At 41.0% G+C, this 26,855-nt stretch carries 25 protein-coding genes and 2 tRNA genes; 17 read left to right on the top strand and 10 right to left on the bottom strand.

The features are described from left to right. Positions 1 to 61: 61 nt before the first annotated feature. The 3 genes from ccdB to xreR2 all read right to left on the bottom strand — a co-directional run bounded on the left by ccdB (position 62) and on the right by xreR2 (position 1,020). Complete coding sequence (gene ccdB, locus EAE92_RS03025; protein ID WP_214066991.1) at positions 62 to 370, bottom strand: type II toxin-antitoxin system toxin CcdB; 309 nt, start codon at positions 368 to 370, stop codon at positions 62 to 64. Beyond that, positions 371 to 589, bottom strand: a complete 219-nt coding sequence (gene ccdA, locus EAE92_RS03020; RefSeq protein WP_214066990.1) for a type II toxin-antitoxin system antitoxin CcdA — start codon at positions 587 to 589, stop codon at positions 371 to 373. Positions 590 to 810: 221 nt separating this feature from the next. Beyond that, entirely contained in the window at positions 811 to 1,020 is a 210-nt protein-coding gene (gene xreR2, locus EAE92_RS03015) for a cell morphology transcriptional regulator XreR2 (RefSeq protein ID WP_036811682.1), read from the bottom strand. Between the two features lie 148 nt (positions 1,021 to 1,168). On the opposite strand from xreR2, the gene EAE92_RS03010 reads away from it, so the two are divergent. Further along, positions 1,169 to 1,426 (top strand): helix-turn-helix domain-containing protein, encoded by a 258-nt coding sequence (locus EAE92_RS03010; protein ID WP_071647114.1) that lies wholly within the window; start codon positions 1,169 to 1,171, stop codon positions 1,424 to 1,426. Between the two features lie 44 nt (positions 1,427 to 1,470). On the opposite strand, the gene EAE92_RS03005 is transcribed toward EAE92_RS03010, so the two are convergent. Further along, entirely contained in the window at positions 1,471 to 2,667 is a 1,197-nt protein-coding gene (locus tag EAE92_RS03005; RefSeq protein WP_214066989.1) for an aspartyl protease family protein, read from the bottom strand. 707 nt (positions 2,668 to 3,374) lie between these two features. On the opposite strand from EAE92_RS03005, the gene EAE92_RS03000 reads away from it, so the two are divergent. Further along, complete coding sequence (locus EAE92_RS03000; RefSeq protein WP_214066988.1) at positions 3,375 to 4,364, top strand: glycosyltransferase; 990 nt, start codon at positions 3,375 to 3,377, stop codon at positions 4,362 to 4,364. A 160-nt stretch (positions 4,365 to 4,524) separates the two neighbouring features. Here EAE92_RS03000 and uriH read toward each other — a convergent pair whose 3' ends face one another. Next, a complete protein-coding gene (uriH, locus tag EAE92_RS02995) occupies positions 4,525 to 5,496 on the bottom strand; it encodes a uridine-preferring nucleoside hydrolase UriH (protein WP_214066987.1) in 972 nt (323 codons plus the stop codon). 265 nt (positions 5,497 to 5,761) lie between these two features. Here uriH and EAE92_RS02990 point away from each other — a divergent pair, with 265 nt between their 5' ends. From EAE92_RS02990 to EAE92_RS02975, 4 genes are all read left to right on the top strand, one after another. Further along, positions 5,762 to 6,517 carry a response regulator transcription factor gene (locus tag EAE92_RS02990; protein ID WP_036811698.1) on the top strand — a complete coding sequence of 252 codons (756 nt, stop codon included), beginning with the start codon at positions 5,762 to 5,764 and terminating at the stop codon, positions 6,515 to 6,517. Between the two features lie 108 nt (positions 6,518 to 6,625). Further along, entirely contained in the window at positions 6,626 to 7,930 is a 1,305-nt protein-coding gene (locus EAE92_RS02985; protein WP_040148924.1) for an NAD(P)/FAD-dependent oxidoreductase, read from the top strand. 63 nt (positions 7,931 to 7,993) lie between these two features. Then, positions 7,994 to 8,362 carry a cupin domain-containing protein gene (locus tag EAE92_RS02980; RefSeq protein ID WP_105397566.1) on the top strand — a complete coding sequence of 123 codons (369 nt, stop codon included), beginning with the start codon at positions 7,994 to 7,996 and terminating at the stop codon, positions 8,360 to 8,362. Positions 8,363 to 8,389: 27 nt separating this feature from the next. Then, positions 8,390 to 9,883: an aldehyde dehydrogenase family protein gene (locus EAE92_RS02975; RefSeq protein ID WP_214066986.1), complete on the top strand. Its 1,494-nt coding sequence runs from the start codon at positions 8,390 to 8,392 to the stop codon at positions 9,881 to 9,883. 138 nt (positions 9,884 to 10,021) lie between these two features. Here EAE92_RS02975 and EAE92_RS02970 read toward each other — a convergent pair whose 3' ends face one another. Both EAE92_RS02970 and EAE92_RS02965 read right to left on the bottom strand, forming a co-directional pair. Beyond that, on the bottom strand, positions 10,022 to 11,119 hold the full coding sequence (locus EAE92_RS02970; protein WP_214066985.1) for a Fic family protein: 1,098 nt from the start codon (positions 11,117 to 11,119) through the stop codon (positions 10,022 to 10,024). A gap of 375 nt (positions 11,120 to 11,494) precedes the next feature. After that, on the bottom strand, positions 11,495 to 12,160 hold the full coding sequence (locus tag EAE92_RS02965) for a response regulator transcription factor (protein ID WP_214066984.1): 666 nt from the start codon (positions 12,158 to 12,160) through the stop codon (positions 11,495 to 11,497). A 443-nt stretch (positions 12,161 to 12,603) separates the two neighbouring features. Here EAE92_RS02965 and EAE92_RS02960 point away from each other — a divergent pair, with 443 nt between their 5' ends. Further along, positions 12,604 to 14,097, top strand: a complete 1,494-nt coding sequence (locus tag EAE92_RS02960; RefSeq protein ID WP_214066983.1) for an APC family permease — start codon at positions 12,604 to 12,606, stop codon at positions 14,095 to 14,097. Next, positions 14,072 to 14,668, top strand: a complete 597-nt coding sequence (locus tag EAE92_RS02955) for a DUF3156 family protein (RefSeq protein ID WP_246544983.1) — start codon at positions 14,072 to 14,074, stop codon at positions 14,666 to 14,668. Before EAE92_RS02960 ends, EAE92_RS02955 begins: the two co-directional genes overlap by 26 nt. Before the next feature lie 228 nt (positions 14,669 to 14,896). Here the strand turns inward: EAE92_RS02955 and EAE92_RS02950 are convergent, their stop codons facing one another. Then, positions 14,897 to 16,345: a M20 family metallopeptidase gene (locus EAE92_RS02950; protein ID WP_214066982.1), complete on the bottom strand. Its 1,449-nt coding sequence runs from the start codon at positions 16,343 to 16,345 to the stop codon at positions 14,897 to 14,899. Positions 16,346 to 16,748: 403 nt separating this feature from the next. Between EAE92_RS02950 and EAE92_RS25180 the strand changes: the two genes are divergently transcribed. The 9 genes from EAE92_RS25180 (at position 16,749) to EAE92_RS02910 (ending at position 26,469) form a co-directional block, all read left to right on the top strand. After that, the gene (locus tag EAE92_RS25180; protein WP_321208831.1) at positions 16,749 to 16,985 is read left to right on the top strand and encodes a HipA family kinase; all 237 of its coding nucleotides are present in this window, start codon (positions 16,749 to 16,751) and stop codon (positions 16,983 to 16,985) included. Continuing rightward, on the top strand, positions 16,982 to 17,398 hold the full coding sequence (locus EAE92_RS02945) for a DUF3037 domain-containing protein (RefSeq protein WP_214066981.1): 417 nt from the start codon (positions 16,982 to 16,984) through the stop codon (positions 17,396 to 17,398). Before EAE92_RS25180 ends, EAE92_RS02945 begins: the two co-directional genes overlap by 4 nt. Positions 17,399 to 18,014: 616 nt before the next feature. After that, positions 18,015 to 19,460 carry a 4-hydroxyphenylacetate 3-hydroxylase family protein gene (locus tag EAE92_RS02940; RefSeq protein ID WP_214066980.1) on the top strand — a complete coding sequence of 482 codons (1,446 nt, stop codon included), beginning with the start codon at positions 18,015 to 18,017 and terminating at the stop codon, positions 19,458 to 19,460. A gap of 326 nt (positions 19,461 to 19,786) precedes the next feature. Next, complete coding sequence (locus EAE92_RS02935; protein WP_246544982.1) at positions 19,787 to 21,355, top strand: esterase family protein; 1,569 nt, start codon at positions 19,787 to 19,789, stop codon at positions 21,353 to 21,355. Positions 21,356 to 21,458: 103 nt separating this feature from the next. Beyond that, complete coding sequence (phoA, locus tag EAE92_RS02930) at positions 21,459 to 22,901, top strand: alkaline phosphatase (protein WP_214066979.1); 1,443 nt, start codon at positions 21,459 to 21,461, stop codon at positions 22,899 to 22,901. Between the two features lie 1,210 nt (positions 22,902 to 24,111). After that, positions 24,112 to 25,077 carry a hypothetical protein gene (locus EAE92_RS02925; protein WP_110087555.1) on the top strand — a complete coding sequence of 322 codons (966 nt, stop codon included), beginning with the start codon at positions 24,112 to 24,114 and terminating at the stop codon, positions 25,075 to 25,077. Next, entirely contained in the window at positions 25,074 to 25,469 is a 396-nt protein-coding gene (locus EAE92_RS02920; protein ID WP_036811720.1) for a DUF1240 domain-containing protein, read from the top strand. The genes EAE92_RS02925 and EAE92_RS02920 overlap by 4 nt, the downstream gene beginning before the upstream one ends. Before the next feature lie 124 nt (positions 25,470 to 25,593). Beyond that, positions 25,594 to 25,821 carry a phage major capsid protein gene (locus tag EAE92_RS02915; protein WP_040150420.1) on the top strand — a complete coding sequence of 76 codons (228 nt, stop codon included), beginning with the start codon at positions 25,594 to 25,596 and terminating at the stop codon, positions 25,819 to 25,821. Positions 25,822 to 26,202: 381 nt separating this feature from the next. Next, positions 26,203 to 26,469: a DUF1435 family protein gene (locus EAE92_RS02910; RefSeq protein WP_036811729.1), complete on the top strand. Its 267-nt coding sequence runs from the start codon at positions 26,203 to 26,205 to the stop codon at positions 26,467 to 26,469. A gap of 62 nt (positions 26,470 to 26,531) precedes the next feature. On the opposite strand, the gene EAE92_RS02905 is transcribed toward EAE92_RS02910, so the two are convergent. Together EAE92_RS02905 and EAE92_RS02900 are read right to left on the bottom strand one after the other, a co-directional pair. After that, positions 26,532 to 26,618, bottom strand: a tRNA-Leu gene (locus EAE92_RS02905). Positions 26,619 to 26,670: 52 nt separating this feature from the next. Next, positions 26,671 to 26,757: transfer RNA gene (locus EAE92_RS02900), tRNA-Leu, on the bottom strand. Positions 26,758 to 26,855: the final 98 nt, after the last annotated feature.

Below are 26,855 nucleotides of genomic sequence, written 5' to 3'. Positions count from 1 at the left end.
TTTATATTACAGACTTCTAAAGTCTGCTAGTTTTTTTCCAAAAGATTATAAGCAGCGATATTTAAATTCCCCAAAACAAGAGATTAAGCGCATCTTTGATATCAGATGACCATTGGCTCACATCAGTGATTTTCTCTCCAATTACGCTTTCTGAGACACTTGAAAGTTCTGTTGTTAAAAGTCGGTAATTTTCATCTCTGATTTGCACTATGGGAAATAGATGACGATTCACCTTGTTTGAAAAATGATGAGCTTCAATCAAAGGAATAACCATACGCCTTCCCGGTGTTTCAATGATGTCGCTTTGTACATCAACAAACATACTGTATTTGCTTTCGCTCCGTTTGTATTGATAAACAACAAATTGCATTTACCAGTTCCTGTTTTCATCAGCAAATGAGCCATATTGTTCAATAAATTGAGCAACTTCTTCCATTCCTTTGCGATTATCTGCTTTCCAACTTTCAGCTTTGATTCGTTGAGCTTCTCTGGTCATGACTTCATTAACAAAACCTGAAATGTTTACACCGGCTGAACTCAGTGTCAGATAATTTTCTTTATCAACTGTTACGTTAACTCTATGCTTCATGGCACACCTCAAAAACACACTTTAAGTACACATTAAAAGTATGTATTTCGTGAAAGCAAAAGGCAACCTGATTTTTTACGTTCGCATAAGAAAATGGGTTGCGAATAGGAAAAGATAAATATAAGCAGCTACAAGTAATCATTATTCTTACCGAATGATATAAAGTAGGTTGGAGCAGTTTATCTCATTGATAAACTACTCCATTTTTGATCTACAGCCACTTACTTTGTGTACCTCGAAGGCCATATTTCAGCGGGATCGCAATCTAAAGCCTCGGCAATAAGTCGTTGACCTTTGGGCCAGCGGCGTTGCAGGGTATTAGCAAGGGTGGATGATGCTAACCCTGCTTCCCTTGAAACGGCTGCTAATGATGTTCCCCGTTTTTTCAGTTCGGCGATAATGTCTGCTGGGTGCCAGTCCTGATTTTTCATTATTAATCCTCCGTGTTACGGATAACTTTGATATGAAAAGGTAAATCGTTACATAGTAGACTATAAGTCACATATGATAACATAACTTACCATAAAAAGTGACTCATAGTCCGTGGTCTGATAAGTAACATAATTCGATACTTATCGGATGAAAAAGCCAAATGCTGTAAAATCCCTTTTTGGACAAAGAGTTAGGTATCTCAGGCAGTCGTCTGGCATGTCTCAGGAAGCTTTTGCCGATAAATGTGGAATTGATCGGACGTATATCAGTGGTATTGAACGTGGGGTTAGAAATCCTACCCTTGAAATCATCAATATTATTGCGAATGGTTTACAGATTGAGCTGACAGATCTGTTTGATTTCAGCAGGGAGGATTCCACAAATCCCTTTTGCCCGTTTGAATAAGTTTATTGAAGGAGAACCTATATCTCCCTCAATAAATGGTTTTATCAAATGGTAATAATTTTCTGGGTGTTATTTCGTTCAATTTTTATTGTCAATTTACCCGATGGTGTTTCTGACAACTGATTGCGGAGATAGGTGATATCTTTAGGAAGGGCGGGTTGACCATTAACTTCCAATACAATATCACCGTTCTTTAATCCAAATTTTTCAATATCTTTGGGATCGTTGTAAAATATCTCTACTTTGTTATTAAAATAACGGATTGCAATCGTGCGAAGTAATGGATTGTCATAACGGGTGAAATTTTTGGCGTTAAAACAGAGCAGCATTTTATTTGGAATAAACAGATAATCATCAAAACGCGAGAAGAAACTCATACCGAGATTGTAGAGATCATTTTTATTTTCGCCAATTCTCAGACGACCTACCGGCAGTTGCTGTAAATAAAAACCATCAATTAGATACTCTTTACTACTATCAAGCCCACCAGCGGACGCGTATTTGACACTAGTTCCTGCCGAAATTTTATCTTTGTGCTCTTTTTTCAGATATTCAATAAATTCCTGAGCAACATAGCTGTAATCGGCCCCGGTATCTATATTAAAAACGACATTAGAAATCTGGATTGCGGGAGATTTGCCGTAGCTATCACTGTAAGGTTCACATTGTTGATAATTTAGGATTGAAGGCGCATGGCGCCATACTGTCAATGTGTGGTTCAGGTTATTTATTTCCCAGTTTAACTGACGAAAAGTGTCAATCCCGAGAATACCATCCAGCTCCTGACCAATGGACTGATTAAAGAGACTCATGTCAATACCAATCCAGGGATCAGAGCCTGGCACCGTATGATTACCGAGGGTAATCGCCAGGGGTTGCCATAATGTTAAGTCAGCTTTGTGTAAGCGTTTTTCACTGGTTGTAACCAGCCCATCGGACAGCATACGGTGGAATGTAACCGGTATTTTTGATTCTGGTGTGGTTTGTGTCAGCGTTTTTGCCAGCTTATGATCGATGAAGGTATAACTGGCGCCAGTATCCAGCAAGAATTGATATTTTTTACCGGAGATAGTGACAGGAACAATGATCGATGTTGGCTGATGGATGTCCAGCTTAGTAGAAAGGACGGGTTTATTTTCTTCTGGCATATGGATTTTTTCCATATGGCTACAGCCCGTTATCAGTGTCAGCAGGCTGGCGGCAATAATTGCCCGCGAGGCTATTTTTTCCTGTTTTTTCATAATATTAGATTCCTTTTCTAGGGAGTGGAAGATGAAAATCTGGGGTCCGGTAAAACCCAACATAATTCACTGGAAGCAATAAAATACTGCGTATGACGTAGGATAGTGCGCGTTACCAGTACAGCTCAGCTTCATTGCAAATACTATTATCTGCTTTTTACTAAAACCAAAGATAAACAATACCATCATTATATTAGTTGATGTGAAATATAGTGAGTAATTGTTTAACTGCGGTTGAACTATTATTAGTTTCAGTAGTAATATTGGTGAAAATGTCGGCTGTTGATGACTTTGGATGGTAAAAATTATTAATGGAGATGTTTATATAATAATTAATTGGCAATGGATGTAGCATTAAAATATAAATTATCTATATCCGTCGTCTTTCAAGTTGCCTCTTTGTTGGCTACGCTCACTCACCCCGGTCACATAGTTTGCTATGCTCCCGGGGATTCGCTCCCTTGCCGTCGCGATGCATCTTGAAATCCATAGGGTATGGATGTATTTGATTATATGGTGTATATCAATGATAATGATTTAAGATAAAAATCACTATAAATCATTATTATTTTATTTTTAAGTGTAATGTAAAGGCAATAAATATTTATTAGATTTATCTTTATCTGTGGAAATTATTTTTCTGATAAATATCCAGCTAATGTCAATATAAAAATAACACTTTTGTACTAAAGGAATATATTGATTTTATGTCTATATCACTAAAACTCAGCATTGTCGTACCTATTTATAATGGGGCGCGGTTTTTACCGCAGTTTTTTGTCAATCTATCTCGGCAAAAGCTAACTGATTTTGAATTAATTTTGGTTGATGATGGTTCAACGGATAATAGTCGCCAGATTATTGAGCAATATGCCGATAAATTCCCGAAGACAGAAATTATTATTCAGGAGAATCAAGGGGTCTCTGTTGCCCGTAATACGGGGTTAGCGAAAGCCAGAGGTGATTATGTGGCTTTCCCTGATATTGATGATGTCATTTATCCGGGTATGTATAACCGGTTGTTAGAGATTGCTCAGAATAATGATTTGGATATTGCTACTTGCAACGGTCATTATGTTTATGATGATGGTCGGCCAGCCCGAAAGATTTTTCCTTCTGAGCGTCTCTCTTCTACCGCGGTTCTGAGTGGGCCGGAATGGTTGCAACAAGCACTTAGCTCACGCAAATTCCTGCATGTAACTTGGCTAAATATCTATAAACGAGCTTTTCTGACAAAACATCATTATCAGTTTGAACCGGGGTTGCATCATCAGGATATTCCGTGGACGACAGAACTCTTGTTAACGGCAAATCGGGTGCAATATATTGATGAATCTTTTTATGATTATCTGATTCACGCCTCCTCGGTGTCCCATGCCCCTGCTGATGATCATATTAAGGTGAGGACAGCACATCACTATATGAAAATTTTGGAGATGCTGAATAAGATTAATCAGCGTTATCCGCAGCAAGTCAAGCAGGCGCCGGCATGTCATTGGCAGATTGCGAAAGAGGGGCTAGGGATTTTGCATACCATTAATGGGATAGAATCCTCTGAGATAAAACAACAGATCGTTCATGAATTGTTTGATCGCGGTATTTGGTCAATGATCTGGAAAAATGCCCGTGGGTTTAGATTGCGTTGGCGTCTGGCTCGTCGATATCCGCGACTGAGAGCGGTGCTAAAAGCCGTTTAATATTGAAAGCAACGGTTTTAATTATTTATACCCGTCATCTTTCAAGTTGCCTCTTTGTTGGCTGCACTCACTCACCCCGGTCACATAGTTATCTATGCTCCCGGGGATTCGTTCCCTTGCCGTCGCGATGCATCTTGAAATCTATAGGGTATATTGCTTCCTACCTGTCGCTATTTCTCTCTGAATCACAGGTATCACCGATGTTTTTCAGCGCATCAATAACCAATTGCCAGAATCGCTGTTGATCGAGTTTGACTGCGACTTGGGTGTGGCCATCTTCTGGTATTGGATGACGGAAATCCGCTACGGTCATGCCCACAGTCAAGGCGCCATTCAGTTCAATATTGACGGGTACCTTCTGTGTTGTCATTACGGTAGGGTCGATCACATAGGCGACGGCGCAAGGATCATGTATTGGCGGGCTGTTGAAACCATGTCTCTTCTGATAACTCTCACCATAGTACTCCAGTAGCTCTACGACAAATCGAGACACGTTGGTATTAATACGTGAAATTGCTTTGATGATTTCTGGCGTGGCGCGTGCTTGATGTGTCAGATCCAGGCCGACCATCGTCAGCGGCCATTTTTCATTGAAAACGATATGCGCGGCTTCCGGATCGATTTTGATATTGAATTCCGCTACTGCGCTTCTATTGGCAGTGTGATATCCACCGCCCATTAATACCACTTCTTTTACCCGTTCAACGATCTTCGGTGCTTTACGGACGGCAAGAGCAATATTGGTTAAGCTGCCAACGGGGACTAAAGTCACCGTTTTTGGCGGATGAGACATGATGGTATCAATGATCAGATCAGTCGCGTGACGGGGATCTAACGTTCGAGAGTGTTTAGGTAACTTCACGCCCCCCAGACCTGATTCGCCGTGAATATCCGATGCCGTTTCGATATCGCGAACTAATGGGCGATGGCAGCCTGCGGCAAAGGGCACGCCGGTAATACCGGCAATATGCGCTATCGCCAGTGCATTGTGAGTGACTTTATCTAGCGTCTGATTACCGACAACTGTCGTGACGGCTAATAGCTCAATATTAGGGTTGCCATGTGCTAATAACATCGCAATGGCGTCATCATGTCCCGGATCGCAATCAAGAATAATTTTTTTGGTGCTCATTTTTACTCCTTGCCAGAGAAAGTGATATAAGAAATGAGGATAATCCAGTTAAAACGTCTATTCCGTGACAAAATCTTAGATCTGGGGGAGTGTTCTCATAAATAATTAGTAAAATGTTTCATAATTGTGATTTGATTAACACATAAACGATAATTAAGTTGTACATCCAGTTTGAGTGTGATTCTTATATAGTTTCGCTATGGAATTGGCGGGCTATATCTGCTTCGGATTTATTATTAATTTATGAATAATTGCGAGGGCTTGAATGGATATTCATGTAGATAGATTATCAGCAGTGATTGAATCGGTGGCAACCCGTGAATTTTATCCTAATTTACTGACTTGGCTGGAACAATTTATTACTTTTGATAACGCTATTGTTTATGCCTTTGAACAAGGTTCTGCTCCGTGTTGTTTGAGTAAAACCGAGAAGAAAAACAGTGATGTAATAAACCAGATTTATCAACAAGGCGCTTATCTGCAAGACCCTTTCTATCAAGCCCTGATAAGTGGGGCTGACACGGATCTATTTACCTTACGGGAACTTGTTCCTTCAGGATTTTATCATACTGATTATTATCTGAATTTTTATCGTAAGACCGGTTGGCGGGATGAAACGGGGGTTTTATTGAAACTCTCTCCTCAAAAGCAACTTGGCCTGTTTTTCGGTAAGGAAAATCAGCCATTTTTCATCCAGAAACAGCATCGGAAAAACCTGAAAGTTGCATTGGAAATTATCCGTAGTGTGGCGCGATTACATGATGAAATGACGCAGCAAGCGCCTGCTGCTGAAATGGTTTATCTGGATACTCAGACTCGTTATGCTTTGACTCCGAGAGAATGTGAGATTGTGGAGTTAATATTGCAAGGTAAAGGCTCACCACAGATTGCCGAGAAACTTTTTATCAGTACGGGGACGGTGAAAAACCATCGGAAAAATATTTATCAAAAACTACAAATCAGATCACAAGCAGAGCTTTTTAGCCTGTTTATGACACCTCCCGTCCGTTATTTTGCCTGAGTCACAAATGTTAAAACTGTGTTGCAAATATCCCTAAAGGGACATGGCGATGTGACTCTGTGCTACAGATAATCCGATGATTATGTTGGATGCTAATCGGGCTATCGCATGAACAATCATCTTGATTCATTAACTTATTACGCTGCGACTAAGAAATATGATCTTCGTTTTCCCACATTACAAGAAGATCTGGATGTGGATGTCGTCATTATCGGTGGTGGATTTTCCGGTATCAATACTGCCCTTGAATTGGCTGAGAAGGGTATCACCAAGATTGCAATTTTGGAAAGTCGTTATCTTGGCTATGGCAGTACAGGTCGTAATGGTGGTCAGGTTATGGCAGGTATCGGTCATGATCTGGCAGTGATCAAACGCCATATTGGCGAGAGAGGGTTGGAGACAATCTTTCAGATCAGCAATTTGGGTGCAGGCATCATTCGTGATCGTATTGCAAAATATAATATTGATGCTGATCTCTGCCGTGGTTATAGCTATCTTGGCATGAATAAGAGACAGGAAAAGACATTACATAGCTGGCTGAAAGATTTTCGGGCAGTTTCTCCTGATGAAGATATTGAGCTTTACACCGGTCCTGATGTGAAAAAAGTGATCGGTTCTGATGTTTATACTTGTGCGTTGAAGCATATGGGAGGCGGTCATGTTCACTCCCTAAACCTATTGCTAGGTGAGGCGAAAGCCGCGACAGATTTGGGCGTAAAAATCTTTGAGAACAGCGAGGTGCTGGACATTGAATATGGTTCCAGAGTAACGGTTCGTACCGCGATGGGATCGGTTCGCGCGAATAAGATGCTGTGGGCCTGTAACGCCTTTCTTAATAGTGGCCTTGAGCCATATATTTATAAAAAGGTGGTCAACACTTATGCCTTCCAGTTAATGACGGAGGCATTACCCGATGATTTGATTGAGAAAATCAGCCCGATTCGCGGTGCATACAGTGATATTCGTCCGGTTATTGATTACTTCCGTGTGACGAAAGAAAACCGTCTCTTGTTCGGTAGTGCAACCCCTTTCATTGAACATATCCCATCTGATTTGAAAGCCTGGAATCGCCACTTGATGCTGAAAGTTTTCCCTTATCTGAAAGATGTGAAAGTTGAACTGGCATGGGGAGGGCCGTTGTGTTGCAGTGCGAACTTGTTCCCACAGATTGGCTCTTTGCCGCAGCACAATAATGTGTTCTATGTGCAGGGCTATTCCGGTTTCGGGGTCACGCCAAGCCATATCGTTTGTAAAGTATTGGCCGAAGGGATGAGCGAAGGATCTGAGCGTTATGACCTGATGAGTTCAATTCCTCATGTAAATATTATTGGTAAAGATAAGTTACGACATTTAATGGTGTCTGCGGGCAAGATTTGGCATCAAGCGTCTGGCTATTGGAAAGGACGTCGTTAATTTATTGATATCATTAGTATTCATCGAAAATTCATAAATTATTTTATTTGGAACGAGGACATTATGATTAAATCATTTTTACTGAACAAATCCCTGCCTGAATTATTGGACATTGGTAGCGTAAGCAATCTGGGAGCGACTGTGTTGGAAGGCGATCCGCAGGCCAGTATGGCAATGATATTTGGTGAACCAACGGATAACCTGACATGTGGTATTTTCGCTTGTACTCGTGGCAAGTTCAGTATGGTGTATCCGTTTGATGAGCACGCAACTGTTACGGAAGGTTCAGTAAAATTGACCGATGTGAAGAGCGGTGAAACTATTGAATATCACCCTGGGGATTCCTGGTTTGCGCCGAAAGGAACGGAAGTACTGTGGGAAATCACCGCTGACCGTTTTGTGAAGCATTATCTGTCTTGTATTAAAGGTTAAAAAACACTTGTTTGTTAGAGGTAAAAAATGAGTGATATTAACTTATTACAGTCAGTTACGGCCTTTTTGCAGCATAATCATGGACATTATATTAATGGTCAGCCGGTCAGTGGTCAGGGGAGTGAAACACTTTCTGTCATAAACCCTGCGACTGATGAAGTTATTGCAACGGTTAATCAAGGTAGTGAAGTGGAAGTCAATGCCGCTATGCAAGCGGCGCAGGCGGCATTTCATGGGGTGTGGGCACAGACTTCGCCGATGGAGCGCGGTCACTGCCTGAATCGTCTGGCAGATCTATTACTGGCGCATCGGGAAGAGTTGGCGCAGTTAGAAACTCTCTGCTCCGGTAAAACTATCCAGCTATCCCGTATGCTGGAAATTGATTCCTCCGCTCAGTTCCTGCGTTATTTTGCCGGATGGTCAAGTAAGATCAGCGGTGAAACCCTGAATGTCTCTTTGCCCTCTTTTAAAGGTGAGCAATACACGGCGTTTACCCGTCGTGAGCCGATTGGTGTTGTGGTGGGGATTATTCCGTGGAATTTTTCCATCATGGTTGCCATCTGGAAAATAGCGGCTGCACTGACTTGTGGCTGTACCATTGTATTGAAACCCAGTGAATACACTCCGCTGACCATGCTCAGAGTGGCTGAATTAGCCAAGGAAGCGGGTATTCCTGATGGTGTCATTAATGTGATTAATGGTTCAGGTTCGGTGCTTGGTCCTGCGCTGATAGGTCATCCGTTATGTGCCAAGGTGACTTTCACCGGCTCAGTGCCAACGGGTATTGCTGTCGGTAAATCAGCAATGGAACAGGGATTGACTCGTGCTACGCTGGAATTGGGCGGCAAGAACGGTGCGGCGTTTTTAGCGGATATGTCGGTTGAAAAAATTGTCGATGGTGTTTTAGAGGCCGGTTATCTCAATCAAGGGCAGATTTGTGCGGCGGCGGAACGTTTCTATATTCCTGCAAGCCATATGGATGACGTGCTGAAATTGTTGTCTGAAAGACTCGCGGCAATGAAGATTGGCTCTCCTCTGGATGAATCAACAGAAATGGGGCCGTTGGCAAACAAAGCGCACTATAACAAGATCCTGTCCCTGTTTGAGCAAGCTCGTCAAGAAGGCAGTGAGATTGTTTATGGTGGTCATGCTCTGTCCGGGCCGGGCTTCTTTGTGGCGCCGACGGTGATTCGTGCTAACAGCCCAGAAGATTCATTGATGAAGGAAGAGACATTTGGTCCTGTTGGGACGTTCCTCAGCTATAACGATGAGGAAGAGCTGATTGGCTTGATGAACAGCACTCCATTTGGTTTAGCGGCGAGTTTGTGGACCAATGATCTCAGCAAAGCCATGCGCATGATCCCGCGTATCGAAGCGGGGACCGTTTGGGTCAATATGCATACATTCCTTGATCCGGCATTACCATTCGGCGGCACCAAATCCTCAGGTATTGGCCGTGAATTCGGTAGCGCTTTTATTGAGCACTATACTGAATTGAAATCCGTTATGGTTCGCTATTGATTTGATATTCGGATCAAAATAAGCAAGGCCCCTTGATTGAAAGGGGCCATTGTCAAACCTAAGGTCATCACTGGCATTTTATCCAGGAGAGGGCTTCTCAGGGCAGCAGGTTGGTTGTGTACTGTTCACCACTATAATTCAATACTCGTGATTAATAAGGTAACGAGTGCTACGACCACCAGCCCCAGTACTTTCTAAGCAACCTAGTTCAACCAAATGTGCCAGGTGTCTGGTCGCAGTGGCACGACTTACCTTCGCCACTTTTTGATATTGGCTGCTACTAATGCCTTGCTCAAAATTGCCGTCCAGCATACGGTTTAGCACCTTGGTTTGCTCTGCGGTAAGTTGAGTCTGGTCTATCCGGCGCCAAAATTTAGCTTTTTGCACAACCTGATTAATTTCTTTCAATTTATTTGTTAAGGTCTCATTCAATATTTTCAGAAACCAAACCAACCAATCAGTAATATCCAAGCCGCCACGCTGAGTACTTTCAAGGATTTCGTAATATGCCTTACGATGATGACAAATACTTACCGACATTGCATAGAAGCGAATTGAACGGTTTTCGGCTTGAGCAAGTGCAAGGTCTGTTAAAAATCGGGTAATGCGCCCGTTTCCGTCTTCTAAAGGATGGATTGTTACAAACCATAAATGGACAATTGCTGCTCTAATAATGGGATCGAGACAAGTATCTGTTCGGGATTGATTGAACCACTCTATGAATTGGGGTACTTCATCGACCATTTTTTCTGGTGGTGGCGCCTCAAGGTGAACAGTTGGCTTATCTAAACGACCGGATACCACTTCTATCATCCCTTCGCGTAATTTTCCTCCTTGTATCGGATTGAACATGGTATAGCCTTCGGGGAATATCAACTGATGCCACTTGAGTATGCGTTCAAGGGTTAAATCGGAGTGGCTATTTTCTATCACATCAAGGGCGACCTCTGTAATGCCGTCACTCTTCTCTACGATTGGATAAGGTTTTTCTTCCGTAATACCTAATCTGTTTGCCAATGATGAACGTATTGAAGCTGCATTCAGTCTTTCTCCTTCAATTTCACTTGAATAGAGTATGCTAGATAGAAGGCTATCAAGTGTTGCCTGCTTGGTGTCTTCATAATCAGATTTGCCTAATAACAGTCCCTGATTGAAATGCACATCTCGCAGTAATGATGCAATAGTATCGGCGTTCCAATGAAATGCAGGCCAGTTCGGTTGTTCCCATATCCACATTTGCGTCACCCGTGAGTCAAATAACTGTCTATTCTACTCACAAAATGAGGCGAATAGTGATTTTATTTGACTCATTCTGGGTTTTTCGCCTTGTATTTTGTTAGCGTGGGGTGAAATCACCAATATCGGGAAATAATTAAGTCTCTGTGTGCTTGTTCTTTAGCGATCAGAATAAGCGTCAAGCGTGAGAATTGCTTAATTAAAGATGACCGTTAATGGTTAATGACGATATAACTATTTAGTTTGTTTTATACCCTATGGATTTCAAGATGCATCGCGACGGCAAGGAACAAGCTATGTGACTGGGATAAGCGAGTGCAGCCAACAAAGAGGCAACTTGAAAGATGACGGGTATAATTTATCAAATCCTACCAATCACAAATGCCGAGTAATAAACCCGTTAGAAACTAATTCAGTGCGGTTAGTCACTTTGGTTTTGGCAAAGATATTGCGCAGGTGGGTTTTGACGGTAGATAGGGAAATATTAAGTATCTGTGCAATACGTTTGTTACTTGATCCTTCTCTTATCAAATTAATAATTTCTTGCTCTTTAGTTGTTAAAATAGTGGGGGTTTCAGGAAGCAAGTCTCTGACAGCTAATTCAATTAATGGCAGAATAGCGCTGAGGCGATTAAAGTCTTTTGGTGTAAATGGAATATCTCGTAATAAAGAGACACCGGCAATAATTCGGCTGTGTTGACGGATAAATATTTCGGCGATGTCCTGTATATTATTTGGCTGCATAAATTCATGGTAATACTTATTATGTTTAGTAAGTGTTTTCTGATCCATGCCAACCATATTAATATTATTTTGTTGATAATTAGCCGGTTTTAATGGATCTAAATGCTGAAAATGGGCTAGATAATTTTGGTGAGTTTCGTCTGAAATGCCGTACAGGATGTAATTTTCGGGGCGTAATTCATTATTCACCAGATAGAATGCTGCGGCCGAGATAGGAACCAGATGTGCAATGGTATTTAAACAACTGTAGATTAAAGTATTTTCACAGCTATTCGGTAGTACAGTAGACAAGGACATTCTCCCTTTAGAATAATACCTAATTGGATAAATCGATACTGAAAATTAATCAAATGCTAATTAAAATTCAGAATTAACACAAAACAAACATATTAATAACGTGATATGGATTGCAATAAATGAAATTTCTTAACGTGATGATCACCAGCTAAGAACAGGTTTTTTGGTATATATCTGAAATAATTTCTTAATGCATTAATTAAGCGATTTTATTTTTATTGATTGATATTTAAGTAATTATTTTTGATTTTTTCTGTTTTCTGGTATTTTTCGTTACATCTTTTCAGTTATTAATCCCTCTTTAGGTATCGTTCTTTAGGACGATGGTCGGTATTCCTCTTCACTTTCTATAGTGTATTTATCCTCAATAAAGTTTACAAAAAATTCACAAATGAATCGCCGTGAGCATTATTTTTACGACTAGAAGTTAAGAGGGAAGATAAATGAATATGTCAACACGACTGACTTCGCATATTGAAAAGGGAGTGGTGGGGTTTCCTACCGCACTGGCAAGTTCTGTCGGGGTGATTATGGCAAGCCCGGTTATTCTGACTGTGACCAGTGGTTTTGGGATTGGTGGTGATACTTTTGTACTGGCAATGCTGATCAGTTTTATCATGATGCAGGCCCAAGTGACGACGTTTGCTGAGGCGGCGGCTATTTTGCCTACTTCTGGCTCTGTCTATGACTATATCTCTTGTGGAATGGGGCGATTCTGGGCGATTACCGGTGCGCTTTCGGCTTATTTGATTGTTCATATTTTTGCGGGTACAGCAGAAACGATTCTCTCCGGTGTTATGGCATTAGTGAATTTTGACAGCCTTAATACGATGGTGGAAAGTTATAACGCTTCATGGATGGTTGGTGTTGGGTTAGTGATTACGTTCGGGTTACTTAATGCGTTGGGTATTGAAGCGTTTGGTAAAGTCGAAATTGTGCTGACATTCTGCATGTGGAGTACTTTGGTTATTTTCAGTATTTGTGGATTATTAATGCCGTTTTCTGTGCCGCTGGAGAGTTGGTTTGGTGAAGGGCTTAATCTGAGCGATCCTTTGGCGGTACTGAGTCTGGTGGGAATGGCGATGTTTATGTTTGTCGGCTGTGAACTGGTGACGCCAATGGCGCCTGAAATTAAAAATTCCGCCAGAGTTCTTCCACGCGCAATGATAACCGGCCTGTGTGGGGTGGCTTTTTGCATGGGGTTATATGGCGCGTCAATCAGCCATCAGGTAGAAAATGTGCTGGTGGATGTAGAAAATAACGTTCGCTTGCTAGAAACGCCAATGGCAATTCCCGCTTTTGCCGGTCAGGTGATGGGGGATTTTGGTAAATATTGGATTGGTATTGGGCTATTACTGGCGGGAGCGGCAACGATTAATACCCTGATGGCGGCGGTGCCGCGTATTCTCTATGGTATGGCATTGGATGGCGCATTACCGCGTATTTTTGCTTATCTACATCCACGTTTTAAAACGCCAATCTTTGGGATTTTGGTTGCGGTAATGATCCCCTGTTTACATACCTTTATTATTCAAGGTGATTTGAACCGGATTATGCCTTTGGTATTAGCGGCTGTATGTGCCTGGTGCGTTGCTTATTTGCTGGTGACATGTTCTGTGATATTGCTGCGTATCCGCAGACCTGATTTACATCGTGCTTATAAATCACCCTTTTTCCCATTGCCTCAAATTGTCTCTAGTGTAGGCATTATTTTGGCGATCATTAACATCACGCCTCCGGGAATGAATCCCGGTGATGTATATATTCCATTCGCCATCATGTTGGGTCTGACCGCCAGCTATGCCCTGTTTTGGACGCTATGTGTACAACGGGTGAATCCGTTTAAGCCCGTACCCGTTGAGCAGGTACTTTCGCATACTTTCACTAAGGGTGAATTGCCGGAGGTGCAACTTGAGCCGCTTCGTTCCCTTGATTGACAGTATTTGGCGGCGGTTGAATAAACCCCGCTATCCTACTGGTTATCAGGCAGGTATAACGCTAAACCGGTTGGAACAGAATTTATCGCCTTACTGTTGTGAGCGTTTATCAGCAGAAAGTTTGCAAGTGACGTTGCCTGATGGATTGCGGATTGAAGTTTGTGAAAAGCCGAAAGCGTTGTTTTTGGCCTATATTGTCAGTTGTTGTTTTCGTTTGCAGGGGAATACTTCACTTAAGGAAAAAATCATTATTAGAGCTAAGGTAAAGGGAATATTTCGGCGAAAGAGTGTGATTTATTACTGTTGTCATGGTACGGAATATGGACAGCCGATTATTGATTTACTCAATCAACATCCATTAATTGGTGAAACGTTGGCAGAGTTGGATTTCCGGGATCTGATATTGAATATTCATCAGGGACGATGGCAATTTGAGGTGGAACATTTTGCTGCTTCTGAGGTTGTCAGTCGATTGCCGGCTAGTCGTCGTTATTTACGTTTGACTGTTGAACAGCGCCATTTGTTGCTCAGTACTTTGCTGATGTTTAGCCAATTTATGGGAAAGATCTAATATTTTCGCCTGCTATATTGCAAACTCTACCAAAATAAAAGGGTTTGGAATTTTATTTCCAACTCTTTCGATCAAACCGAAAATGCGTCCCGGGTTCTTATTTACAGGGGGAGTTGTTTCACTCATGTTTTTTCCTTTGTGTTTGCTGTCGTTATTATTTTTTAATTATGTAAATGACTGAATACTGGTTTGCCTGCTATAGGCAAGCCAGTATTTATCGGAGCAAAGTTACTTCAAAGGTGATGGTTTAACATCGGGTGGAATGGGGCTCTGATAGGGATTTTTATCCCTCTGGTGTTTGAACTCTGATTGAGCCTCTGATAGCAGAACCGGGTCTGTTAATAATTCAAGCGCGGTAGCGGCCATAATTTTCCCTGCAAGGCACATCCCTTTGTGAGCAATGGATGAACGTCCTTGTGCGACTAGTTGCCAAGTATGCAGTGGTGTGCCAAAGGCAAAGCAGGGGCTTAAACATTGGGCGGTTGGTGTTACCCAGCTAACATCTCCAACATCGGTAGAGGCGTATATTAACTCTTGCGATTCTATATAAGGCAAGACTTCATCTGTCAGTGCTTTTTCCCCTTGTCGCTCACTCCAGCGTTTACCCTCTTCACCCGCTATCTGAGTTGCATTGAATTTGACATTGCGTAAATCATCTTTTGTCAGTGTTTGATGGATTTTTTCGGCAAATTGGCGTTCTTCATCAGTGTATTCAGGAATACCAAAAGCTTGAACATATTGATACATCGCTCTTTCCATCGTGCGGTTAGGAACATAATTTGAACACGCTGTGTCAAAGCGAATATTCAATTGCGTACCGGTCATTAAGGCGGCACCTTTAGCGATATCAATAACTCGTTGATAAATATCTTGAGCCTGATCCCGTTGCGGAGCGCGAACAAGGTATAAAACTTCGGCATCAGCTTGTACAACGTTAGGTGACATACCGCCCGTATTAATCACTGCATAATGAATTCGTGCTTCCTGAATGATATGTTCACGAAGAAATTGAACACCCACATTCATCAGACTGGCAGCATCTAAAGCACTTCTGCCTAGGTGGGGAGAATTGGCGGCGTGCGAAGCAATCCCTTTGAAATGAAATGCTGTTTGGATATTTGCCAGAGACTGAACATTAAATACACTACTGAATGATTCAGGATGCCATGTAATTGCTGCATCAACATCATCAAAAAGACCATCCCGGACCATAAATGTTTTACCGGAACCCCCTTCTTCGGCTGGGCAGCCGTAAAACCGCACAGTTCCAAGGAGTTGATTTTTTTGCAGCCAGGCTTTCACTGCAAATGCCGCAGCGAGGGCGGCCGTCCCCAGTAAATTATGTCCACACCCGTGGCCGTTACCGTTTTCAATTACAGGACTAGGTTCATAACAGCCTGCTTTTTGGCTTAAACCAGACAGTGCATCATACTCACCAAGTAAAGCAATCACAGGGTGCCCACTACCATAACTGGCGATAAACGCGGTCTCAATATTGCCTACCCCTCTTTGAACTACAAACCCTTCATTCTCTAACGCATTTGCGAGCAGTTCAGCAGAAAAGTTTTCTTTAAAATTGGTCTCAGGGTGTTCCCAAATCTTATCGCTAAGGTAAGTAAAATCACTTTGGCGTTGGTTAATATATTCATGTATGAATTCAGTCAATGAATTATTCATAGTATGAACTCCGAAATCAGTAAGTTAGGGTGACAGTGGCGAATGTTTCCACTGCGGTTGTCATCACATTTTCATAAAAGTCAAACAGTTCATTATAATGATGACCCACACTGAGTTCTGTACCGAAAATTGAGGTAGGTGGCTCGACCACCATTCGATTTGACGCGCTCCATAAAGTAGGTTGCGTCCTCTTAGCCAGCCGCTTGCTGGTCTTTTGGCAACAGATGAAAGTTTTGGGATATATTGTTGAGCCTGTTGATAAATGAAATCGACCTACACAGGACTCGGTTGGTTACTTTGAGCGGCTCCTATTAACTGTATTTCATATTCAACCCCCTGCATTTTTGCCGCTCCTTCAATAAGCTGCTTCAACTTAGCAAAAACCGCCGTAAACCCTTGCCCAGTGCGGGCGGGATATCAGGCTAAAAGCCCAGCGGTCTGTTATCTTATTGATCATAATCTGGCTTTCGACCCACAATGCGATATATCGGAATTTGATCTTCATGTCTTCTCGCCAAGACATAGAGATTGGGTCTATGATTTGCTTGATGATTTGCCAGAAAAGGACGCTGTACTAAATAGTGTTACTTCTTTGCTTAACAGGGGATCAGATCAAAACTTTCGGAGCACCATAGTATGAACACACCGTTACTCTATAGCATAGTTAGATATGCGCCATATGCGGAGACAGAAGAATTTGCCAATGTGGGTGTGGTCATTTGTGCGCCAAAACTTGGTTGTATGGTTTACAAATTAACCAAGACAAACGATGCTCGTGTAAAAAATTTCTTTAAAGATGACACCATCTTTCATGTAGTAAAACCATCTATAGACAGAGAGTTACAAATAGCCGCTAGCATAATTTCTGAGTTGCATAGTCCAGAAAAGATACGTGATTTCTTTTACACATTCACGTCACCAAAAGAATCAATTTTTTACTATAGCCCGCCCAGAGTCTTACTAGCTTGCGATTGCAAAGAGGAACTAAGCAGGCTGTTTAATAAGTTCGTGAAACATACTGAGCATACAAAAGAAAAACGTGAAAAATATTAGCCAGAGAACTAAGGGAGCGATTTCAGTCTCATCAGGAATTGAAAAATATTTTTAAAAAAGAAACTGTTGGAGGTGAATTGACTCGTTTTTCAATGCCACTAGTTGCCATGAAAAATAAAGATGTTTTGTGTGCAATACTAAACATTGGTTTAGTGATTGATTGTTTAATATATTTATTAAACTTACTCACATCAAAGCACAGCGAACAGGTAAGGAAAGTCCACGAAGTAGCTGCGTATTAAACCACCATGCCAAAATCTATCGAAATAGGGTTTTGATTTATTAGCGCTAAATTTGTGGGGGTACCTCAGCGCAGTGCAGCGTGGGATTATGATACCTGAACTGGCAACCGATCCTTAAATGAGTTGATGGTTAAGATAAATAGAGTAGGAAGATAAATCGTATTTATGTATCAAATTAAGAGAGAGATCACAGATACTCAAGAAAATTTACTGAAATATTTTATCGAATCATTGTGATTCAATCTATACTGGATACGTAGAAAATAATTAGATAGAAAAATTTAAATGGCAATGCCCGACAATAGGGTAGGGAATTGCTATGCCTTTGAAGATCGATTTACCTAAAATTAATTCTATTTCGGAGGAAGTTGCTAATGTCTAAGACCGGTGAGGAATATATTGAAGGCTTGCGTGATGGAAGAACCATTTTTCTGAATGGAGAAAAGATTACTAATCACGTGGATCACCCTGCTTTTCGGAATGCAATTAGAACTGTAGCTTCACTTTATGATTATCAGGCAGCACACGCTGATCGGATGACGTTCGAAACTCCTGGTGGTAAGCGTGTTGGTTTATGTTGGGAACTTCCTACTACCCGAGAGAAATTAATTGCCAGAGGTGAGGCTGCGTATGCTTGGGCAATGCAGAGTTGTGGTTGGCTAGGTAGAAGTCCAGATCATGTTTCTGCCGCTTTTACCGGAATAATGACTCATCTGGAAGTATTTGAGGAATATTCCAAGGATAGGGCTGAGGCATTGAAAAATTACTATTCATATGCCCGTGATAAAGATATTTATTTAGCTTTCACATTAATCAATCCACAAGGTGATCGTTCCAAAACGCCTAGTGAGCATATAAAAAACGAATTTCATACTCTTGGAGTATTGGAAGAAAAACCGCAAGGAATCATTGTTCGCGGGGCAAAGATGTTAGGAACAGCGGCCATCCTTGCAGAGGAAGTGGTTGTTGGCGTGTTTAATCCACTCAAAGAGGGCGTTGATGATAAATATGCGGTGTCTTTTGCATTACCATTGAATACTAAAGGAATAAAAATTCTTTCCAGAAAATCCTATGAAATAGGCAGTAATAAATTTGACTCCCCTTTAGCACATCAATTTGACGAAAATGATGCGGTAATTTATTTCGACGATGTTTTTGTTCCGTGGGAAAGAGTATTTGTTTATAAAAATACGGAGATGTGTCGCCAGCAATTTCTGGCAACTGGCGCTGACGTTTTAATGGATGTTCAGGGTATGGCTCGGTATGCCGTTAAATTACATTTCTTAACGGGTTTGGCTCATCAACTTACCGAAGCTACCGGCGTTAATGAATTTCCGGCTGTTCGTGAATCGTTAGCCGAGCTTGCTTGTTATGCTACTAATATTGAAGGGCTGTTTCGTGGTTTGATCCACAATCCTGATCGGCATAATGAATATTATATTCCCAATCGATCACAACTGTATGCTTGCCAGGTTTTATTGCAGTCAACTTATCCAAAGGTGATAGAAAGCATCAGAAAACTCTCAGGTGGTGGTGTGATTATGTTACCGTCAAATTATATTGATTTAGCAAATCCAGAAATTCGTGATTTAATAGAAAAAACACAATATTCAACTTTACTGGCCCCCATTGAACGAGTGAAATTATTGAAGTTAGTGTGGGATGCGATCGGTTCTGAATTTGCATCACGTCATACTCAATATGAAATGTTCTATTCAGGCGCGCCTTTTATTGCTCTGTCTCGTGTTTATGAAAAATATGATTGGGATTTTGCTAAAAGTATGAGCCAAGGGATTTTAGATTCTATGGATGTGAGTTAAATTCTGTATTTAATTCAGATGCAGCTAACTCGTTTTATTTTTATCAAATTTGACGATGCGGGATAGATTATATCCCGTATTATTTGTTACTTAATCTTTTGAAAGATAGAATGGTTCGACTAATATCATATCAAGATATTGAATTATTTATGTATCCATCCATAAATTATTTCGTCTTGTTAAAGAATTATTTTAATGAAAGTTAACACACAATTTATGCTATTAATAATAGTAATTGTTCTTATGCTTAAATAAGAACTTAGTGCATGATTTGCCGTGTCAAAAAAATTGAATATCAGTAATCAACCATCTAAAAAGAGAAAAAAATGAAAATAAACATAATGATATGTGCTCTTATGGCTTCTTTTAATGTCTTTGCTTCTCAGTGTCACCAAATAAAATTTCAGCAAGATCAGCAAGCAATAACCGGGAGTTTTAATTCTCAGGGGAGATCGTGTATTGAATTTAAAATTCAGGCTGAACATTATGTAAAGGGATCGGCATTGGGTATGCAAAAATTGGTGGTGCAGAAGGGTAATCAACAACATATTCGCACGCTTTTCACTGATAGTCCGGTGGATGCTCGTCAGTCAATTGGCTTTACTGTTCCTCAGGCAGGAAAATATCGGTTGGCAGCTAAGGGTAAGGCGGGAGAGCCGTGGCAGCTTACGTTGTCATTTCCACCTTATATTCCCAAGGATAATGATTATGGACAGCTACCAGAGAGCCAGCGTCTGAAACAACTTCAGGCTGATATCGCACAAGGAAAAGGCACCCATGCCTTCTGGCGGGAAATAACCCGCAAGGGCGCGCCGTTGATTGAAGATTATGATGATAAGCATAAGCGAGTCACTTTTTTGTGGCGTGGAGCAAAAGCGAATGTCTTTATTTTTGGTGCGCCGAGTGGTGATCATGATCCAATGTCACATTTGGCGGGTACTGATGTTTGGTTTCGTAGCTATATCGTTCCGTCAGATACCTTGATGCAATATAAATTGGCGCCGGATTTGCCGCGGGTTGAAGGCACGGCTGACGAACAGCGTAGGTCGATTTTGGTAACGGCGCAGGCCGATCCATTAAATAAAAATGTGGTGCCGACTTTATCAGAAGATGTGTTTAATCATGATTCATTGCTGGCATTAAGGCCAACCTTATGTGATATCGCACAATTCAAACAATCGCCTTTTCAGGGAGCGACTAAACTTCATCAGCTTGCGAGTAAGATTCTGGGTAATAGTCGAGAAATTGCGATTTATCAACCGGTTACTCCGATGAAACAGCCTGCTATGTTGGTGCTGTTTGATGGGAAGATTTACCGTAAGCAGTACTATATTGATAGATTTTTCGATTCCCTGATTGAACAGGGCAAGATCCCACCTATGTATGTGGTGTTTATTGATAGCCTAGATAGTGTACGTCGGGGTCAGGAACTGCCGCCCAATCCTAATTTTGCTGAATTTATGGCGAGTGAATTGATGCCGTGGCTGGCCGGTCAGGGTATTAAAGCTCCGGCAGAACGTACCATTATTTCAGGTTCCAGCTATGGTGGATTGGCATCTTCATGGGTAGCGTTTAATCATCCTGAGTTGTTTGGCAATGTTCTCAGTATGTCTGGGTCATATTGGTGGGCGCCGCAGGGAGAAAAGCCTGAATGGTTGATCCGTGAATTTGCCAAAGCGGAGAGAAAACCACTGCGTTTCTATTTACAAGCGGGATTGTTTGAAACCCGTGTGGGGGAATTGGAGGGCATTTTATATAATAACCGTCGCCTGAAAGAGACGTTATTACAGAAAGGTTATCCAGTTGAATCCAGTGAAGTTTCTAGTGGTCATAACTATATTTCGTGGTGTGAAACCTTGTACCGCGGAACCCGGTCGTTGGTAGCAAAATGGTGAATTAATTTATTTTCTTCACATAATTGTCACATAGCTTATTTAGTATCCCTTTATCAGATAACGATGATTTTTATTCCGATTACGTTTTAATAAGGAAACCTTAATGTCGAACAAGTATACGAAAAGTTTGGTTGCGGTTATGGTCTCAGCTTTAATTTCAGGTGTCAGCTTACCGGTGTTGGCGGCTGGTGATCAGAATGTCGATCAAATTATGGCGGAAGGTCGGGCAGTAAAAGGTAATATTACGGAATTTGGTGGTGCTCGCCGTATGACTCAAAATCAAACTGAGGCATTAAAAGCAGCGATAAATAACCATAAAGCTAAGAACGTTATTCTGTTTATTGGCGATGGTATGGGGGATTCTGAGATCACTATTGCCCGTAACTATGCGGAAGGCGCGGGTGGATTTTTCAAAGGAATTGATGCCTTGCCATTTACCGGCCAATACACTCACTATTCTCTGGATAAAAAGAGTCGTAAACCCAACTATGCGACTGATTCAGCTGCTTCTGCCACAGCTTGGGCTACTGGTGTAAAAACCTATAATGGCGCGTTGGGGATCGATGTATTTGGTAAAGATCATCAAACTTTGCTTGAGCTGGCAAAAGCGAATGGTAAAGCAACGGGTAACGTAACGACGGCTAGGATACAGGATGCGACGCCGGCGGCACTTTATGCGCATATCACTGACCGTGATTGCTATGGCCCGCAAGAGGCGATAGAAAAATGCCCAACGAATGCGCTAGAAAATGGCGGGCGTGGTTCCATTACAGAGCAATTATTAGTGGCTCGTGCTGATGTCACATTAGGTGGAGGCGCCAAATTTTTCGCCCAGAAATCAGTTGCCGGCGCTGGTAAGGATAAAACGCTGGAGCAGCAGGCGCAGGAACAGGGTTATCAGTTGGTTAGGGATGCTAAGTCATTGGCGTCCGTTACTGGAGCGAATCAGAAAAAACCGCTGTTGGGTCTGTTCCATGAAGACAATATGGACATTTCTTGGGAAGGACCTAAAGCAGTTTATCACGGTAATATTGATAACCCCCCAGTGACGTGTAAAGTTAATTCGAAACGTAATCCTGATGCGCCGACGTTGGCACAGATGACGGAGAAAGCCATTGATCTGTTAAAAGAGCATAAGAAAGGTTTCTTCTTACAAGTGGAGAGCGCTTCTATTGATAAGCAGGATCACAAAGCTAATCCTTGTGGGCAGATTGGTGAAACTGTCGCATTGGATGAGGCGGTACAAGTTGGCTTGAAATATGCGCGTAAACACGGTGATACATTAGTGATTGTCACCGCTGATCATGCTCACTCCAGCCAGATTATTGAAGCGCATATAAAATCTCCGGGGTTGACTCAGGCACTAATCACTAAAGATGGTGGGGTGATGGCGGTAAATTACGGTACTTCCGAGGGTAAGGAACAGGAACATACTGGCACTCAACTCCGAGTGGCCGCTTATGGCCCTCAGGCAACCAATGTTGTGGGTCTGACTGACCAGACAGATCTATTCTTCACGATACGTGATGCGATGCAGTTAAAGTAATTCGGTCAGATGATGTTTTGAGTAGTTGAGGAATAAAGAGTTAGGCCGGATATTATCCGGCCTTGATTTTTTTATTTTTAATATATATTTTTCTCTCATTCTACCAGTGGAAAAATACGACTGCGAACTCAACAACGTTATTTAGAGATATAGTCTAGATTTGATGAATAAAGTAGTGATATGGAAAAAGCCATTAAAATCAGCGATGCAATTTTAAAGAAATAATTAGGTTGTATATAGCTACTTTGCATGTGTGCAAAATGTAAAGCCTTGCCTAATAGTGCCCATAAGCAGGAAACTGGATATAGAGTTAAAAGTAAAATTACCATTGAGGGTAAGTATATAGTTGGTAATTCGAAAGCATAAGAGGGAATAATATAAGAAGCCAGTACGAATGCTTTTGGGCTAAGTAATGTTGTTATAAATATGTCTTTGAGAGTTATTTCATCTGAGCAATCAGTGGTTAATGAGGATTTCCAAATTTTTATTGATAAAAAGGCAATGTAAATTGCAGATAAAATTTTTAGCAAAACATTAATCCAAGGGAAATATGAATAAATAAATGTTAATGTGAAACCTAAGATACTAACGGAAATTAAATATCCTAACATTACAATAATTATTGTTTTTTGTAATTTTTTCCAGTTTATCTTCAATCCAAAAGATAATAGGGAGAGCGTAAAAAAGTGTGGGGCATTTATGTAGCAAAGCAGCTAAAGAAGCCACTTTAACGTATAAGTATTCATGGGCCGATAATGGGTAATAGTCCGGTTGAGTTGCCCACTTTACCGCTAAATAACTCAAGTGCCCCAGACTTTTTTATGCTCTCCTACAGTCAATGAATATCATATTAATTGCGGCAAACCCAGATGTAGCAAGGCGTTCAGTGAATTATGCAGAGGGTGCGCAGCGAAGGAGGCGAAAAAGATTTTTAGGGGGTATTTCTGGCAGGCAAATAAAAGCCGGATGAGTCTGGGATAATAAATTTAGTGCATAATTTTTTTATTATGGTAAGACTGAAATTAAAATTAAGTAATTGTCTGATTTTGCTTAAGAATAGAGATTCATCACAAATTTAAAGGTGGATCTTTTCCATGCTGGAATGGGTAAGCATTGTTGTTATATCCTGCTTAATTGATGCTACGTCGGAAATCTTGACACAAGTCAATCAATTATTAATTTGATATTGAGTGCTACGGAGAATTGAGGAATGACACATAAAAAATATAATCCCACTTGGGATGGTTATATGGGCGATTTTTTAAGGGGCAATGTAGGGATTAATCAGCTAAAACCTCAGCATGAATTTTTTGATGCCATTGGGTTAGAAAAAGTATTGAATGATAATACCCAATATCACTTTGTTCTTACATTAGCGCAAGCCAAAAGCATTATTGAGGATATCAGTCCCTCCCATCCACAAACCCCAAGTCATGGAGAAGCATTTGCAAGAGGTACGGAAGCAGAAAATCTAAGTTACGGAGACGAATTTGCAAGAGGCACGGAAGTAGATAACAAGAAAAAAAATCCTATGGCGTATGTATTTTCTGTCACAGATCCTATTTCCACCTATGCGGGAAATATTTATGATTCACATGGGTTTTCTGATGTTTGCCGGGAATTTAAGAGGTTAAGTATTACTGCAAAAACCTATGTGGGAGAAAATGGGAAAAAATATATTCATCTGTCAGGTCATGCTGGTCTTAGGCGCCTTGTCAGGGGAACCCGATACGGTGCTAGCCACCCTCAAATGTTAGCCATGGGGATAGGACAGCAGGGTCTTAATGCTAGTATTATCAAAGGTGTTAGATTCTGTATTGTCTTTTCGATTGGCTATAGATTGATAGAAAGTATTTTTAAGGATGAATATACTTTAGCCGATTTTATCGGCAACATAACAATGGATATGGCTAAAACTGCTATTATTGCTGCTTCCTCTTGGATTGTAGGATCACTTTTAACTGCCACTGCTTTGGTAGGTGGAAGTATTATTGTTGTTGCGGGAATAGTTTTAGCTGTTGGAATTCTAGCGGCTATCGGTTTAGATCTTGTTGATAAGCAATATGGAATAAGCGAAAAATTAATAGCACTTTTGAAAGAAGAAATGAAGAGAAAGCCAAGAACACCGGAAGCAGACTTACAATATTTTTTTAATACGATGGGAAGAATTAGGTGAATAGCAAATATTTAAAAGCCTTGGGTGGAGTAATATTGTTATTATTCCTTACATTTCTGATGTGCTTCATTATTAAATCTGCTGTTTCATTAGTATTAATGAAAGATGAAATAACATTCTCCAGCGCAGTTATTATAAGTATTCTATCTTTCCCTATAATATTTTACTCTTTATCAGGTTCTATTTTTTTCTTTATATTTGATAGATTACCTAAATACAACAAGATACTTGTTAAGTACCTGAGTAGATTGATGATTGCATCATTTGTCATTAGCTTACCTATCTCTTTTTATGTTGATTATAAGTTAAAAAATGATGGTTATTTGACATGTGATAAAATATCGTGGATGTCACCAACAACCTACGTAAAAAATTTATTACTTTGTAAATGAAAAATTTTGTAAATATTTTGTCTTCATGTTTCCCCTTGTTTAGCCTCTAAATCACAGAGGCTTTTTTATTATTTTTCACGGTGTTAAATAGTGTTTTAAAGAAAATAACTATTTCAAAAACACCATGAAAAAACTACTCGAATTACACCAACATAAAACCGATTTAACCCAACAAATGCGCTCGTTGCTTACCAAAGCCGAAGACGAAAAGCGCTCACTGACTGCCGAGGAAGCCAAACAGTTCGACGAATTGCGCAGCCAATCCGATACGCTCAATACAGAAATTGCCCGCTATGAAGCCTTATTTGATGAAGAACGCAGTCAGGCGGGTAAAAACCCAGCCGACCAGTAAAAAACTCAGCAATGACGAACTAGGAGAGCATAAAAAAGTCTGGGGCACTTGAGTTATTTAGCGGTAAAGTGGGCAACTCAACCGGACTATTACCCATTATCGGCCCATGAATACTTATACGTTAAAGTGGCTTCTTTAGCTGCTTTGCTACATAAATGCCCCACACTTTTTTACGCTCTCCTATTAAGTGCTTGAGTTAGTGCTTTGTAATATTTTCGAACCACGATTTTTCAACTCTGTAGTATGTTGAATCGGAATAGTTTGAACTGGTGTCACAGGATATTGATTTGATCTGCCAGATTAGCAATTGCAACTGGCTTGTACTTCACACTTTTTTGTATATGATATTGGTAATCATTATCATTTGACTGGGTGAAAGTTATGATCAGAATTAAAGACAGAGAGAGATCGCTTTTCTGGCAGGGTATCACCAGCTTGTGGGGAATCGGTTTATCTAGCTTGGCTGGCATGCTATTCGTCATCGTCAATCCTGGAATTGAGCAGTTCAAAATTGGGATGGTACTAGCGATGTTGTTGACGCTATTTATGTTGTTAAACCAGAAGTCACGCCATTTTTTGTTGATACCGTCAGGGTTTGCTGTGTTGTGTGCTTTATTGGCTGGAATGCACCGATTTGGCTGTTTTTGACGTTTTATTGAAGAAAGAATGAATGAGAAGCGCGATTATAGAAATAAAGAAAATGAACAGATTGGTGCGAAAGGAGGGACTTGAACCCTCACGTCCGTAAGGACACTAACACCTGAAGCTAGCGCGTCTACCAATTCCGCCACCCTCGCAGGTACTGTCATTTTGTTTTTTATGCCGAATTTAATCAGCGGTTGTCTGATTTGGTGCGAAGGGGGGGACTTGAACCCCCACGTCCGTAAGAACACTAACACCTGAAGCTAGCGCGTCTACCAATTCCGCCACCCTCGCAAATTCAGACACTATCAATCTGTTGACTGATAGCACGGAGGCGAATTCTAGAGGTTTTTTAGCTGGCGTCAATCATTATTTATAAGCGTTGCATGGTT

Source organism: Photorhabdus hainanensis (assembly GCF_018448965.1).
GTDB classification, from domain to species: Bacteria; Pseudomonadota; Gammaproteobacteria; order Enterobacterales; family Enterobacteriaceae; genus Photorhabdus; species Photorhabdus akhurstii.
This window is presented reverse-complemented; position numbering and strand designations above follow the sequence as displayed.

Bases quoted from the DNA above. Each gene is read 5' to 3' on its own strand.
- EAE92_RS03000 (WP_214066988.1), top strand. From the start codon at position 3,375: ATGTCTATATCACTAAAACTCAGCATTGTCGTACCTATTTATAATGGG.
- uriH (WP_214066987.1), bottom strand. From the start codon at position 5,496: ATGAGCACCAAAAAAATTATTCTTGATTGCGATCCGGGACATGATGAC.
- ccdA (WP_214066990.1), bottom strand. From the start codon at position 589: ATGAAGCATAGAGTTAACGTAACAGTTGATAAAGAAAATTATCTGACA.
- EAE92_RS02910 (WP_036811729.1), top strand. From the start codon at position 26,203: ATGATCAGAATTAAAGACAGAGAGAGATCGCTTTTCTGGCAGGGTATC.
- EAE92_RS02940 (WP_214066980.1), top strand. From the start codon at position 18,015: ATGTCTAAGACCGGTGAGGAATATATTGAAGGCTTGCGTGATGGAAGA.
- EAE92_RS02970 (WP_214066985.1), bottom strand. From the start codon at position 11,119: ATGTGGATATGGGAACAACCGAACTGGCCTGCATTTCATTGGAACGCC.
- EAE92_RS02965 (WP_214066984.1), bottom strand. From the start codon at position 12,160: ATGTCCTTGTCTACTGTACTACCGAATAGCTGTGAAAATACTTTAATC.
- xreR2 (WP_036811682.1), bottom strand. From the start codon at position 1,020: ATGAAAAATCAGGACTGGCACCCAGCAGACATTATCGCCGAACTGAAA.
- EAE92_RS03010 (WP_071647114.1), top strand. From the start codon at position 1,169: ATGAAAAAGCCAAATGCTGTAAAATCCCTTTTTGGACAAAGAGTTAGG.
- EAE92_RS02980 (WP_105397566.1), top strand. From the start codon at position 7,994: ATGATTAAATCATTTTTACTGAACAAATCCCTGCCTGAATTATTGGAC.
- EAE92_RS02960 (WP_214066983.1), top strand. From the start codon at position 12,604: ATGAATATGTCAACACGACTGACTTCGCATATTGAAAAGGGAGTGGTG.
- EAE92_RS02915 (WP_040150420.1), top strand. From the start codon at position 25,594: ATGAAAAAACTACTCGAATTACACCAACATAAAACCGATTTAACCCAA.
- EAE92_RS02985 (WP_040148924.1), top strand. From the start codon at position 6,626: ATGAACAATCATCTTGATTCATTAACTTATTACGCTGCGACTAAGAAA.
- ccdB (WP_214066991.1), bottom strand. From the start codon at position 370: ATGCAATTTGTTGTTTATCAATACAAACGGAGCGAAAGCAAATACAGT.
- EAE92_RS02935 (WP_246544982.1), top strand. From the start codon at position 19,787: ATGAAAATAAACATAATGATATGTGCTCTTATGGCTTCTTTTAATGTC.
- EAE92_RS02945 (WP_214066981.1), top strand. From the start codon at position 16,982: ATGAACACACCGTTACTCTATAGCATAGTTAGATATGCGCCATATGCG.
- EAE92_RS03005 (WP_214066989.1), bottom strand. From the start codon at position 2,667: ATGAAAAAACAGGAAAAAATAGCCTCGCGGGCAATTATTGCCGCCAGC.
- phoA (WP_214066979.1), top strand. From the start codon at position 21,459: ATGTCGAACAAGTATACGAAAAGTTTGGTTGCGGTTATGGTCTCAGCT.
- EAE92_RS02925 (WP_110087555.1), top strand. From the start codon at position 24,112: ATGACACATAAAAAATATAATCCCACTTGGGATGGTTATATGGGCGAT.
- EAE92_RS02950 (WP_214066982.1), bottom strand. From the start codon at position 16,345: ATGAATAATTCATTGACTGAATTCATACATGAATATATTAACCAACGC.
- EAE92_RS02975 (WP_214066986.1), top strand. From the start codon at position 8,390: ATGAGTGATATTAACTTATTACAGTCAGTTACGGCCTTTTTGCAGCAT.
- EAE92_RS02990 (WP_036811698.1), top strand. From the start codon at position 5,762: ATGGATATTCATGTAGATAGATTATCAGCAGTGATTGAATCGGTGGCA.